Raw genomic sequence first — 12,575 nt, 5'->3', positions numbered from 1 at the left:
TGTCGAGGGCGGGAGGGGGTGCGGGGCGGGGTGGGCCGCCCGGCGGCGGGGAAGCGGAAGCCGGGCGGCCCCTGCCGTGGGGCGGTCAGCACTTCCTGGCTCCGACATGCAGAGCCAGCGCGGTGTTGGACGCCACGGCGGCCGTGAACTGCCCCGAGCCGTCGACCTTGACGGTCCTGCCGCTCTGGACGTCGCAGTAGCTGCCGGCGGCGAGGGAGGTCCGGAAGGTGCGGTTGACGGTGTGGTCCTCGTGGTTGATCGCCACGTACGCCTTGTGGCCCCGGCCGAACGCGATGGCGTCGTTGCCGTTGTCCCACCAGTCGGTCATCCCCGTCCCCCGCGCGGAGTTGCGGAACTTGACCATGCTCCTGATCTCGGGCCAGGCGTGCTGGCACTTCCAGCCGTCGCTGTAGCAGGCCTTCACGTGGCCGCCGTCGGGTGAGCCGGCGTCGGCGTCGCTGAACTCGTAGCCGGAGTGCACGTCGGGCGAGCCGTAGGGCAGGGCGAGCATGAAGACGTGCGCGAGGGTGTAGTTGGCGCCGTTCTTGTAGCTGAGGGTCTGGCCGTGCCGCTCGGTGTCGTGGTTGGTGACGAAGACGGACGCCTTCGAGCCGGGCAGGTAGCCCCAGCCCTCGCCGTAGTTCTTGAGGTAGGCGAGCTTCTCGTCGTTGAAGACGCGCTTGAGGTCCCAGGCGTACCGGAACTCCTGCGCGTCGCCGACGCCGGTGTACTCACTCGGCGAGACCGCCTCGCCGGCGCCGTACAGCGTCTCCTGCTTCCAGTAGACGTCCGGCTCGGTCAGCCGCGACTTGATGTTCTTGAGGTCCTCGACGGGCATGTGCTTGGCCGCGTCGACGCGGAAACCGTCGACGCCGAGGGAGAGGAGGTCGTTGAGGTAGGCCGCGATCCTGCCGCGGACGTACTCCTCACCGGTGTCGAGGTCGGCAAGACCGCCCAGTTCGCAGTTCTGGACGTTCCAGCGGTCCCGGTAGTCGCTGATCGGGGCCTGGCAGTTGTTCATGTCGGCGGCCGAGTACGTGCCCGGGTAGTCGTACTTGGTGAAGCGGGATCCCGCGGAGCCGGTGCCGGAGGCGTTCGTCATGTGGTTGATCACCGCGTCGGCGATGACCTTGACACCCGCGGAATGGCAGGTCTCGACCATCCTGCGGAAGGCGGCCCGGTCGCCGAGCCGGGTGCCGATCTGGTAGCTGACGGGCTGGTACGCGGCCCACCACGCCTCGCCCTGGAGTCGCTCCTGGGGCGGCGACACCTGGACGGCACCGTACCCCGCGGGGCCGAGCTGCTCCGTGCACGCCTTTGCCACCGAGGCGAACTTCCACTCGAAGAGCACGGCGGTCACGTCCTTGCCACCGGGCGGGGCGGCCTGGGCCTGCGGGGCTCCCGCGACGAGGCTGCCGGCGGCTCCGGCGGCGAGGGCGAGGGCGGCGGCCAGCGGTCTGCGGACTCCGGTCTTACGACGTGCCATGAGGGCCTCCTGCGGGGGTGGGGGATGGCCTTGTGCGGCAACGCGCCGTGCCCGTAAGGCCGTTGAAGGATGTTGCAGCAACATTTCAACGCCGATATCGGTCGAGACCGTACGACCCCCTGTAACCGCGGTCAACCCTTCGGGCACAACTGGGCGTCACACTGCGGTTCCCTCGATTTCATGCCCCGCAAGGTCTTTCGCAAGAGATTGCGACGATGTTACGTTCAACCACATCTCCGGTCCGGGCCGCCGGGGGCCCGGAGCAACGGGCCCCACGCGCCCGGCGGTTCGGACCGGGGCCCTGGAGCCGGCAGGCCCCGGAGCGCGGGCCCTCAGCGCGGCGCCTGCGCCGTGGAGCCCCGGACGACCAGCTCCGGCTGGAAGACGAACTCCGTGTGCTGTACGGGATTGCCCTGGATCTCCTCCAGAAGGGCACCCACCGCGGCGGTCGCCATCGCCTGCACCGGCTGACGCACCGTGGTCAGCGGCGGGTCCGTGAACGCGATCAGCGGCGAGTCGTCGAAGCCGACGACGGAGACGTCCCCCGGTACCGAGAGCCCCCGCTCACGCACCGCGCGGACGGCGCCCAGCGCCATCATGTCGCTGCCGCAGACCATCGCCGTGCACCCCTCGTCCAGCAGCGCGCTGGCCGCCGCGTGGCCGCCCTCGACCGTGAACAGGGTGCGCTGCACGAGCCGCTCGGCCTCCCCCTGTGCCGGGCCGAGGAACTCGTGCAGCGCCGCGGTGAACCCCTCCGCCTTGCGCCGGGAGGGGACGTACCTGGTCGGTCCGATGGCCAGACCGATCCGGTCGTGCCCCAGGTCGACCAGGTGGCGCACCGCCATCCGGGCCGCCGCGCGGTCGTCGGGCGAGACGAAGGACACCGGGATGTTCTCGTTGTAGCCGTTGATCAGCACGAACGGCGTGCCCCGGCCGACCAGTTCGAGGTAGCGGGTGGGATCCGCCGTGGTGTCGGCGTGCAGCCCGGAGAGGAACACGATGCCGCTGACCCGGCGCTCCTCCAGCTGCTCGACCAGCTCGTCCTCGGTCGCGCCGCCCGGCATCTGGGTGCACAGCATGGGGGTGTAGCCGTGCCCGGCGAGGACCTGCTCGACGACCTGCGCGAAGGCGGGGAATATCGGGTTGCTGAGCTCGGGGACGATGAGTCCGACCAGGCCCGCGCTGTGCCGCTTCAGCCGCAGCGGGCGCTCGTAGCCCACGATGTCCAGGGCCGCGAGCACCCGCTGCCGCGTGCCCGTCGCCACCCCCGGCTTGCCGTTGAGCACCCGGCTCGCGGTGGCCTCGCTCACCCCGGCCTGGACGGCGATGTCCGCGAGGCGCGGAGCACCGCGGTCGGCCCAGTCCGGGGCGCGCGGCGGGGAGTTGGTCACACCGCCCACCAGACGGTGGTGTCGGCGGGCAGCTCGGCCTTGCCGTCCACGGCCTCCACGGCGGCGTTGGCGAGCAGGACCCGCCCGGGAGCCGGGATCCGCACCGCTGAGCCCGTGGTGTTCGCGGTGCACACGAAACCGTCACGGCGGAAGGCGAGGACCCCCTCGGGTGCTTCGAGCCACTCCAGCGAGTCGCCCGCGCCGAGGCCCGGCTGTGTCCGCCGTACGCGCAGCGCGCGCCGGTACAGCTCCAGGGTCGAGTCGGGGTCGCCGGTCTGGGCCTGCACGCTCAGCTCGCCCCAGCCCGCGGGCTGGGGCAGCCAGCTGCCACCGGCGCCGAAGCCGTGGCTCGGCCCGTCGACGGTCCAGGGGATGGGCACCCGGCAGCCGTCGCGGAATCCGTCCTGGCCGCTGGCCCGGATGAAGGAGGGGTCCTGGCGCACCTCGTCGGGCAGGTCGGTGACATCGGGCAGGCCGAGTTCCTCGCCCTGGTAGATGTAGGCGGACCCGGGCAGCGCGAGCATCAGGAGGGTCGCGGCGCGTGCGCGGCGCAGGCCGAGTTCGCGGTCGCCGGCGGTGCGCAGCTGGGTGCCGAGCCCCGGCGGGTTGGCGAAGCGCGTGGTGTGGCGGGTGACGTCGTGGTTGGAGAGCACCCAGGTGGCGGGGGCGCCGACGGGCCGCATGGCGGCCAGTGAGGCGTCGATGACCGCCCGCAGCTCGGCGGCGTCCCAGTACGTGCCGAGGTAGTGGAAGTTGAACGCCTGGTGCATCTCGTCGGGGCGCACGTAGGCGGCGGCGCGCTCGACGGTGGGCGTCCAGGCCTCCGCGACGAGGATGCGCCCGCCCGTCCCCTGGCCCCGGTCCTTCAGGGAAGAGGAGCCCGCGGGCCCGAGGTCGTTCGCCGCGTACTCGGCGAGGACGCCGCGCCAGCTGCGGTAGATCTCGTGCACGCCGTCCTGGTCGAAGAACGGCATGGTGTCGTTGCCGAGCAGCTTGAGCTGGTCGTGTGTGCCGATGTCGGGCAGGCCCTCGGCCTTGACCAGACCGTGGGCGACGTCGACGCGGAAGCCGTCCACACCCATGTCGAGCCAGAACCGCAGGATCGAACGGAACTCGTCGCGGACGGCCGGGTGCTCCCAGTTGAAGTCCGGCTGTTCGGGGGCGAAGAGGTGGAGGTACCACTCGCCGTCCTCGACCCGGGTCCAGGCGGGGCCGCCGAATATGGACTCCCAGTCGTTGGGCGGGAGTTCGCCGTCCGCGCCCTTGCCGGGGCGGAAGTGGTAGCGCTCGCGCAGCGGTGAGCCCGGCCCTTCGCGCAGGGCACGCCGGAACCAGTCGTGCCGGTCGGAGGAGTGGTTGGGCACCAGGTCCACGATGACGCGCAGGCCGAGGGCGTGGGCGTCGCGCAGCAGGGCGTCGGCGTCGTGCAGGTCACCGAACATCGGGTCGATCGCGCGGTAGTCGGCGACGTCGTATCCGGCGTCGGCCTGCGGCGAGGAGTAGAAGGGGCTGAGCCAGACGGCGTCGACGCCGAGGTCCCTGAGGTAGGGCAGCCGGGCGCGGATGCCCGCCAGGTCGCCCATGCCGTCGCCGTCGCCGTCGGCGAAGCTGCGCGGATAGACCTGGTAGATCACCGCGTCGCGCCACCAGTCCGGGTGGGTGCCGCGGGCGGGGGCTGTGGGGGCAGCGAGATGCTGGGTCATGTCTTCCCTGGGATCGAGGGATCGAGAGATCGATGGGCGGGGAGAACCGGTGGCACGGAGGGTCCGGTGGTCCGGACGTTCCGGTGAGCCGCGAGGCGGGCGGTCAGGACTTCGTCGCGCCGGCGGTGAGTCCACCGACCAGGTGGCGCTGGACGAAGCCGAAGATCACCGCGGCGGGGACCGCGACGATGACCGCGGCGGCCGTCAGCGAGCCCCAGTCGCTGGTGTACTGGTTGACGAACGTCTGGAGGCCGCCGGCGAGGGTGAGGTTCTCCTCGCCGGTCATGAACGCGGACGCGTACGCGACCTCGGCCCAGCCGGTGATGAAGCTGTAGAAGCCGGTGACGGCGAGCCCCGGCTTGGCCAGCGGCACGATGAGCCGCCAGAACGTGCCGAACGGATTGAGGCCGTCCACCCGTCCCGCCTCGTCGATCTCCACCGGGATGGTGTCGAAGTACCCCTTCATCATCCAGGCGCAGAAGGGCACGGCGATCGTGAGGTAGGTGACGACGAGGCCGATGGGCTGGTTGAGCAGGCCGAGGTTGGCGAGGAGGTTGTAGAGCGGCACGATGAGCACCGCGACGGGGAACATCTGGGTGATCAGCAGCAGCCACATCAGCGGGCGCATGCCGGGGAACCGGAAGCGGCTGACGGCGTAGCCGGTGGTCGCGGAGATGAAGACGCCGATCACGGTGGTCAGCCCGACGACGAGCAGGGAGTTGGCGACCCAGCTCAGGAACTCGGTGTCGTTGATGACGTGGTCGTAGTTGCCGAGCGTGAAGTCCTTCACCAGGGCGGTGGAGAACGCCTCGCTCTCCGGCTTGAACGACGTGACGAGCAGCCACAGCGGGGGCAGCACCGCGATGGCCGAGGCGACGAGCAGCGTCAGGTGGAGCCCGACGGAGGCCAGCGGCCCGCGTTCGCCGCGCGGCCTGGTCCTCGGCTTCGGCGCGGTCCGGGTCTTGGTCGGTCGGTTCGTCATGGTCGTCACCAGACTTCTCCCTGCTTGCGGAGCGCGCGGCGGTAGACCACCGCGAAGAGCGAGAGGAGCAGCAGAATGATCACGCCCCAGGCCGCGGATCCCGCGAAGTCGCGGGGGCTCACGACGAACGAGAGCCGGTAGGCGTACGTCACCAGGATCTCGGTGGCGTCCCCCGGTCCGCCCCGGGTGAGCAGGAAGATCACCGGGAACATGTTGAAGGTCCAGATGCCGCTGATGAGGATCACCGTGCTGCTGACGGAGCGCAGGCCGGGCAGGGTGATGTGCCGGAAGCGCTGCCAGGCGTTCGCGCCGTCCATCTCGGCGGCCTCGTACAGCTCGCCGGGGATGGACTGGAGTCCGCCGAGCATGGCCACCAGCATGAACGGCACGCCGAGCCAGACGTTGACGGTGATGACCGAGATCTTGGCCCACGTGGGGTCGTTCAGCCACGGGATGGCGTCGATGCCGCCACCGGCCAGCAGCTTGTTCAGGATGCCGCTCTTCTCGTTGAAGATCAGCCGCCAGGTGAAGACGGAGACGAAGGCGGGCACCGCCCAGGGCAGGATCAGCGCCATCCGGTAGAAGGAGCGCCCCGCCAGCTTGCGGTTGAGCATGTTCGCCAGGGCCAGGCCGAGCGCGAAGGACAGCGCGACACAGGAGACGGTCCAGATGACGGTCCAGCTCAACCGGTCCCAGAAGACGCCGTCGGAGAGGACGGCGGTGTAGTTGTCCAGGCCGACCGACTCGTACGTCGCCGGGATGTGGTTGACACCGATGGTGCGCTCGACGTTCGCCTCGTTGGCGTCGGTCGTGGACAGGTAGAGGCCGCGCACCAGCGGGTAGCCGATGATCACGCCGATCACGGTCACCACGGGGGCGACCATGGCCCAGGCGTACCAGTGAGTGGACAGCGCCCGGCGCAGACGCCCGGGGTGCTTGCCGGTCCGGTGGTTCTTGCCGGTCCGGTGGCCGCGGCCGCGGATGCTCGTGGCATCCGCGGCCCTCACCACCGACTGGCCGCTCTCGACAGCCATGGGGCGGTCAGCCCTCCTCATCTTCGGGATCTTTCCGCTGCTTACTTGTAGTCCTTGAGGAGCTTGCGGTAGGCGTCGCCGACGCCGTCCGCCGCGCCCTGCGGCGAGGCCTTGCCGCTGAGCACCTTCCCCATCTGCAGGCGGATCGGCTCGAAGAGGGAGTTGGCCTGGGGGATCCACGGCCGCTCGACGGACTTGTCCACGGCCGGCTTGAAGAACTGCACCATCTGGTTGTCCTTGACGGACTTCACGTCGTAGACGGAGGTGCGGGTGGGCAGCAGGCTGAGCTGCTCGGTGGTCTGCTGCTGCACCTTGGCCGAGCTCATGTACTTGATGAACTCGTAGCTCGCGTCGAGGTTGCCGGAGCCCGCGTAGGCCGCGAGGTTCCAGCCGCCCTGCGGGGCGGCCTGCCGGTCGCTGCCGCCGGGGACGGGGGCGACGCCGAGGTTGGCCTTGTCCCCCTTGAACTCCTTGCCCTTCAAGGCGCCCTCGATGGACCACGGCCCGTCGATCGCCATGGCCACTTCGCCGTCCTTGAAGGCGTTCAGCTGGTTGTTGTAGCCGTCGCTCGCGTCGGTGGTCGCGGCCCCGGAGTCGACGAGGTCCTTCATGACCTTGAACGCGGCGGCGCCCTCGGGCTCGTCGACCGTGACCTTCTTGTTCTTGGTGTCGAGGAGGTCGCCACCCTCTCCGTAGAGGTACGGGAGGTAGAAGTACGGGTCGTCGCCGCGCAGGTAGAGACCGGTCTTGCCGGTCTTCGACTTGATCTTCTTCGCGGCGGACTTCACCTCGTCGAAGGTGGTCGGCACCTCGACACCGGCCTTCTTGAGCATCTTCTTGTTGTAGAAGAGAGCCAGGGTGTCGATGGTCTGCGGCACCGCGTAGGTCTTGCCCTTGAACTTGGTGCTGGCCGCCGCCTGCGGCAGGTAGTCGTCGGCCTTGTCCAGCGCGGCGGTGCCCTCCAGCGGGGCGAGGTAGCCGAGGTTGGCGAAGTCGGCGACCCAGGCGACCTCGGTACGCATCACGTCGGGAGCCCCGGAGTTGCCGCCGGCGGCGTTCTTGAACTTGGCGTTGGCCTCGCCGAACGCGACGCTCACGTAGTCGACCTTGACGTCGGGGTGGAGCTTCTCGAAGCCCTTGGCGAGCTTCTCGTAGGTCCCCTTCTCGGCGTCGTTCGAGGTGTCCCAGAAAGTGACGGTGCCGGAGAGCTTGCCCGAGCTCTTCTTGCCGCTGTCACCGTCGTCACCACCGCACGCTGCCGCCGTCAAGGTCAGGGCCGCGACCAGCGCGGTGGCCCCTATGCCACGCCGCATGAGAACTCCTTCGACTGAACCCGAGAACGAGGGGAGGCGGGACCTCGGGGAGAGGTGCCTCCGGTGAGCCGCACTGGACGCGGCGCCGGGTTGCCAGGGAACGTAACAGGATTGAAAAGCCGCCGAAAGACCTTGCGAGAAATTTCTGCAAGCGCTGTTCATCGTTACCGCTGCGTGTCCTTACGGTTGCCATTGCTGCGCTTGACACCGCTCTGAGGTGGCCTCTTATCCCCCGATGCCCCTCTCGGGCCACTGCAAGTCCCTTGCAGGACTGGAAGCCTTCCGCAAGTCCGTGCAGCTGGTGGGCAATCAGGTGGATGGCAGGTACAGTCCAGTCCATGACCGCACGGCTCGTCGACATCGCAGCGCAGGCGGGGGTCAGCGAAGCCACCGTGAGCCGTGTCCTCAACGGCAAGCCCGGTGTCGCCGCGGCCACCCGGGAATCCGTCCTCGCGGCGCTCGACGTGCTCGGTTTCGACCGTCCCGCACGGCTGCGGCAGCGCAGCAGCGCCGGTCTGATCGGACTGATCACGCCCGAGCTGGACAATCCGATCTTCCCCGCGCTCGCCCAGGTCATCGCCCAGGCCCTGACCCGCCAGGGCTACACCCCCGTGCTCGCCACCCAGACCCCCGGCGGCTCCACCGAGGACGAGCTGACCGAGATGCTGGTGGACCGCGGCGTCTCCGGCATCATCTTCGTCTCCGGACTGCACGCCGACACCACCGCCGACATGGAGCGCTACGAGGTGCTTCGCGGCAAGGGCGTGCCCTACGTCCTGGTCAACGGCTTCTCGCCCAAGGTGCGGGCCCCCTTCGTCTCCACCGACGACCGGGCCGCGGCGCGGCTGGCCGTCACGCACCTGACCTCGCTCGGCCACACCAGGATCGGCCTCGCGGTGGGCCCCCGGCGGTTCGTGCCCGTACTGCGCAAGATCGAGGGCTTCCAGCTCGGCATGCGCGAGCGCCTCGGCATGTCGGCCGAGGACTCCGCCGCGCTCATCGAGCACTCCCTGTACACCCTGGAGGGCGGCCAGGCCGCGGCGGCCACGCTGATCGGCCGGGGCTGCACCGCGATCGTGTGCGCCAGCGACATGATGGCGCTCGGCGCCGTCCGCGCCGCCCGCGAGCGGGGCCTTGAGGTCCCCCGCGACCTCTCCGTCGTCGGCTACGACGACTCGCCGCTGATCGCGTTCACCGATCCCCCGCTGACCACCGTCCGCCAGCCCGTCCAGGCGATGGGCCAGGCCGCGGTCCGCACGCTCCTGGAGGAGATCGGCGGCACGCCCGCCCCGCACAGCGAGTTCGTCTTCCTGCCGGAACTGGTCGTACGCGACTCGACCGCCTCCGGGCGGCTCGAGGACCGCAGGACCGCCTAGCCCTGAAACTCCTTGCCAAACGTGTCGGCGGCTTGTTCGACTCGGTCCCGCGCCGCCGGGTCCGGCTGCGCCGAGCAGCAGGCGGGTCGCCGAGCAGCAAGGGAGAACGCATGGCAGCGCAGACCGACGTGCTCACGGGCCGGCCGTTGTACGGGTGCATGGGGCTCGGCGGCACGTGGGACGACGAGCCGTACGCCGCCGCGGACATCGCTCACGCGGAGGCCGCCGTCGAGGCGGCGCTCGACATCGGCATCACGGAGTTCGACCACGCCGACATCTACCGGCGCGGCAAGGCCGAGGCGGTCTTCGGCGAGGTGCTCGCCAGGGCGCCCGGGTTGCGGGAGCGCGTCGTCCTGCAGACCAAGTGCGGCATCCGGCAGGCCGACGGCGCTCTTCCCGGCATGTACGACCTGCGGGGCAAGAGCATCGTGCGGCGCGTCGAGGAGAGCCTCACCCGGCTCCGCACCGACGTGCTCGACGTACTGCTCCTGCACCGCCCGGATCCGCTGACCGGCCCGGAGGAGATCGCCGAGGCGCTCACCTCCCTGCACGCCCAGGGCCTGGTGCGGCGCTTCGGCGTGTCCAACATGAGCGCGGCACAGATCGAGCTGCTGCGCTCCCATCTCGATGTGCCCCTGGTCGCCGACCAGTTGGAGATGAGCCTGGCCCGCCGGGACTGGGTGGAGTCCGGTGTCCTCGTGAACACCGAGGCCGCGACCGGCAACGGCTTCCCGCACGGGACGGTCGAGTACTGCCACGCCCACGGGATCCGGCTCCAGGCCTGGGGGGCCCTGGCCCAGGGCCGCTACACCGACGGCCAGGACACGCCCACCGCCCGCCTCGTCACCGCCCTCGCCGACCGCAAGGCCACGACACCGGAGACGATCCTGCTGTGGTGGCTCCAGCGGCATCCGGCCCGTATCGCGCCGGTCATCGGGACCAGCAGGCCCGAGCGCATCCGTGCCTGCCGCGACGCCGTGCGCCGTGCGCCCGGCCTCACCCACGAGGAGTGGTACGACCTGTGGGTCACCGCCCGTGGCGGCCCGCTGCCCTGACCGGCCGCCGACCCCGCCCGCATCGGGCCGGCGCACGGTTCAAGCAGGCCCGAGCCGCTGGTCGGGCATGCCGCGGATGCCTTTGCTGCGAGTGGCCGTCACCGCGGCGACGGCCACCAGGGCGGGGAAGACCAGCATGGCCGGTGCCGGGTCGAAACGGGCCAGGAGGGCACCGGCCAGGGCGGGGGCGAGCGCGGCGGCGGAGCCCGCGGCGAGCAGTACGCCACTGACCACGCGGCCTTGCAGGTGGTCCGGTGTGACGGCGGCCTGGTGGGCGAAGAGCGCCGCGTTCGCCGTGGGCCCGAGGAACACGGCGGCGGCCAGCGGTATGGCGGCGAGCACACTGCCCGCGAGGAGCGTGCTCACCGCCATCAGCGCGGCGGTCGTCCAGCACAGCAGTTTCATCAGGACGGGCAGCCGCAACCGCCGTTGCAGGGCGGGGGCCACGAGGGCGCCGAGGAAGCCGCCCAGCGCGAAGATCGTTCCGGCGAGACCCACCAGGGCCGGAGGGGCACCCGCGTCGAGCAGGGCGAGCGTCATCGCGAAGATCATGCCGGTGAAGGCCATGTTCAGCGGCGCGGCGATCACCAGCAGGGCGCGCAGGAAGGGATGGCCGAGGAGGAAGCGCAGGCCCTGCGCCGCCGAGACGGCGACGGGCGGGGCGGCCTCCCGCCGGACCTCCTGGAGAGGCCGCCGGATGCAGGCGACGGCCACGAGGGAGAGCAGGTGGCTCAGCGCGTTGCCGAGGAACGGCAGGGCGCGCCCGAGCCCGAACAGCAGGCCGCCCAACGGCGGGCCGGTCAGCGAGACGGCGTACGCGCGCGCCTCGTTGCGGGCGACGGCCGCGGTGAGCTGGTCGGGGCGGACCAGCTTGCGCACCGACGCGTGCTCGGCGGTGCTGAAGACGGCCGTGGCGGCGGCACCGGCGATCACCACCGCGACGATCACCGGCAGGCTCGCGGCGCCCGTCGCCACTGCCCAGCCGAGCAGTGCGTACCCGGTGAGGCGGAGCACATCGCAGGTGATCATCAGGCGGCGCCGGTCGAGGCGGTCGGCGAGGACACCGGCCGGCAGCCGGCACACCAGGGTGGTGACGAGCCCGGCGGTTCCGACGAGCCCGGCCTGGGCCGGGGACCCGGTCTGCTGGAGCACCAGCAGCGGCAGTGCCAGCTCCACCATGGCGCCGCCGAGGTCGGAGAGGCACTGCCCGGTCCACAACAGATTGAAGTCGCGGTTGCGCCACAGCCCCGGTGAACGGCCGGCGTCCGCCGTCTCGGCGGTACCCTCACCGGCGGACGGCCGGCTCACACCGGGCCTCCGGTACTCCGGGCGTCTCGGGGCGCCGGACCGCCAGGGGTGGCTGCCGTCCCGCTCGGGTCCTCGACCGGGATGACGAGCATTTTCGTGACGGATCCGTCGTCGGCGACGACGTCCCGGACGTGGCGGAAGCCCAGGCGGCGGCAGAGGGCGAGGCTGGCGGTGTTCTCGGCGCCGACCATGCCGTACGCCTCGCTGAGCCCGAGGTTGTCGGCGGCGTGCCGGAGCAGGCCGCGTACGGCCTCGCCGCCCAGTCCGTGCCCCCAGTAGGCGGGGGCGAGCGCGGTGACGAGTTCATGGCCGTCGACGTTGCCGGTGGGCTTCACCTCGGCGTGCCCGACGTACTCGCCCGCCAGCCACAGGCCCCACACGTCGAACCGGTGCTGCGGGTAGACCTCGGTGAGGATGGCGCGGAACACCTCACGGAGCCGCGGTTCGGGCGCGAGGTCCTGGCCCATCCAGCGGCACACCTCCGCGTTCCGCAGCAGCGCGACGAAGTGGTCCTCGTGTTCGGGTCGGTACGGGATGAAGTCCAGGCGTTCGGTGCGCAGGACGGGGGTCATGGCGGGCTCCTCGGGAGTGTTGCCGTGTCGTGGTGGGCCGAGGACGGTGGGGCGTCGGAACGGCGACGCGTGGGGGGGTGCCGGGCCGGCGCGGATGCGGCCGGCCCGGCGTGTGGGTGCGGCGGGCCGGTCAGGCCCGGGTGTTCTCCATGCGCTCGCGCAGGCTCTTGGGCCGCATGTCGGTCCAGGCCTCGTCGACGTAGGCGGAGCACTCGGCTTCGGTGCCCTCCTTGCCTACGGCGTGCCAGCCCGCAGGCACCTCGATGTCGGTGGGCCAGAGCGAGTACTGCTCCTCGTCGTTGCGCAGCACCTGGTAGCGGGTGTTCTCGTCCATGTCGTCTTCTTTCGTCGTCCG

Annotated in this window: 10 protein-coding genes and 1 pseudogene; 2 read left to right on the top strand and 9 right to left on the bottom strand. The window is 70.9% G+C overall.

The genetic code is table 11. The features are described from left to right. Nucleotides 1–88: 88 nt before the first annotated feature. The 6 genes and pseudogenes from ACF062_RS24960 to ACF062_RS24935 all read right to left on the bottom strand — a co-directional run. Nucleotides 89–1,486: pseudogene (locus ACF062_RS24960) on the bottom strand (alpha-amylase family protein); the annotation flags it as partial. 332 nt (nt 1,487–1,818) lie between these two features. Beyond that, a complete protein-coding gene (locus ACF062_RS24955; protein ID WP_356572845.1) occupies nt 1,819–2,886 on the bottom strand; it encodes a LacI family DNA-binding transcriptional regulator in 1,068 nt (355 codons plus the stop codon). Then, nucleotides 2,874–4,580 (bottom strand): glycoside hydrolase family 13 protein, encoded by a 1,707-nt coding sequence (locus ACF062_RS24950; protein WP_392141365.1) that lies wholly within the window; start codon nt 4,578–4,580, stop codon nt 2,874–2,876. The genes ACF062_RS24955 and ACF062_RS24950 overlap by 13 nt, the downstream gene beginning before the upstream one ends. 103 nt (nt 4,581–4,683) lie before the next feature. Continuing rightward, complete coding sequence (locus ACF062_RS24945; RefSeq protein ID WP_392141363.1) at nt 4,684–5,562, bottom strand: sugar ABC transporter permease; 879 nt, start codon at nt 5,560–5,562, stop codon at nt 4,684–4,686. 5 nt (nt 5,563–5,567) lie between these two features. After that, nucleotides 5,568–6,596, bottom strand: coding sequence for a carbohydrate ABC transporter permease (locus ACF062_RS24940; protein WP_392141361.1), 1,029 nt, complete (start codon nt 6,594–6,596; stop codon nt 5,568–5,570). Between the two features lie 41 nt (nt 6,597–6,637). Continuing rightward, on the bottom strand, nt 6,638–7,909 hold the full coding sequence (locus ACF062_RS24935) for an extracellular solute-binding protein (RefSeq protein WP_392141359.1): 1,272 nt from the start codon (nt 7,907–7,909) through the stop codon (nt 6,638–6,640). 338 nt (nt 7,910–8,247) lie between these two features. Between ACF062_RS24935 and ACF062_RS24930 the strand changes: the two genes are divergently transcribed. Next, on the top strand, nt 8,248–9,285 hold the full coding sequence (locus ACF062_RS24930; RefSeq protein ID WP_392141357.1) for a LacI family DNA-binding transcriptional regulator: 1,038 nt from the start codon (nt 8,248–8,250) through the stop codon (nt 9,283–9,285). 110 nt (nt 9,286–9,395) lie between these two features. Next, the gene (locus ACF062_RS24925) at nt 9,396–10,340 is read left to right on the top strand and encodes an aldo/keto reductase family oxidoreductase (protein ID WP_392141355.1); all 945 of its coding nucleotides are present in this window, start codon (nt 9,396–9,398) and stop codon (nt 10,338–10,340) included. A 39-nt stretch (nt 10,341–10,379) separates the two neighbouring features. Here ACF062_RS24925 and ACF062_RS24920 read toward each other — a convergent pair whose 3' ends face one another. The 3 genes from ACF062_RS24920 to ACF062_RS24910 form a co-directional block, all read right to left on the bottom strand. Next, entirely contained in the window at nt 10,380–11,648 is a 1,269-nt protein-coding gene (locus ACF062_RS24920) for an MFS transporter (protein ID WP_392141353.1), read from the bottom strand. Continuing rightward, nucleotides 11,645–12,220 (bottom strand): GNAT family N-acetyltransferase, encoded by a 576-nt coding sequence (locus ACF062_RS24915; protein WP_392141351.1) that lies wholly within the window; start codon nt 12,218–12,220, stop codon nt 11,645–11,647. Before ACF062_RS24915 ends, ACF062_RS24920 begins: the two co-directional genes overlap by 4 nt. Nucleotides 12,221–12,350: 130 nt before the next feature. Then, entirely contained in the window at nt 12,351–12,554 is a 204-nt protein-coding gene (locus tag ACF062_RS24910; protein WP_392141349.1) for an MbtH family protein, read from the bottom strand. Nucleotides 12,555–12,575 lie beyond the last annotated feature (21 nt).

This window comes from Streptomyces sp. NPDC015345, from assembly GCF_043078805.1.
In the GTDB taxonomy this organism is placed as follows: Bacteria; Actinomycetota; Actinomycetes; order Streptomycetales; family Streptomycetaceae; genus Streptomyces.
The sequence above is the reverse complement of the archived record's forward strand: the minus strand, read 5'-3'. Positions and strand labels throughout refer to the sequence as shown.

Coding starts and splice junctions, on each gene's coding strand:
- ACF062_RS24950 (WP_392141365.1), bottom strand. CDS start 4,580: ATGACCCAGCATCTCGCTGCCCCCACAGCCCCCGCCCGCGGCACCCAC.
- ACF062_RS24945 (WP_392141363.1), bottom strand. CDS start 5,562: ATGACGAACCGACCGACCAAGACCCGGACCGCGCCGAAGCCGAGGACC.
- ACF062_RS24940 (WP_392141361.1), bottom strand. CDS start 6,596: ATGGCTGTCGAGAGCGGCCAGTCGGTGGTGAGGGCCGCGGATGCCACG.
- ACF062_RS24935 (WP_392141359.1), bottom strand. CDS start 7,909: ATGCGGCGTGGCATAGGGGCCACCGCGCTGGTCGCGGCCCTGACCTTG.
- ACF062_RS24930 (WP_392141357.1), top strand. CDS start 8,248: ATGACCGCACGGCTCGTCGACATCGCAGCGCAGGCGGGGGTCAGCGAA.
- ACF062_RS24925 (WP_392141355.1), top strand. CDS start 9,396: ATGGCAGCGCAGACCGACGTGCTCACGGGCCGGCCGTTGTACGGGTGC.
- ACF062_RS24915 (WP_392141351.1), bottom strand. CDS start 12,220: ATGACCCCCGTCCTGCGCACCGAACGCCTGGACTTCATCCCGTACCGA.
- ACF062_RS24910 (WP_392141349.1), bottom strand. CDS start 12,554: ATGGACGAGAACACCCGCTACCAGGTGCTGCGCAACGACGAGGAGCAG.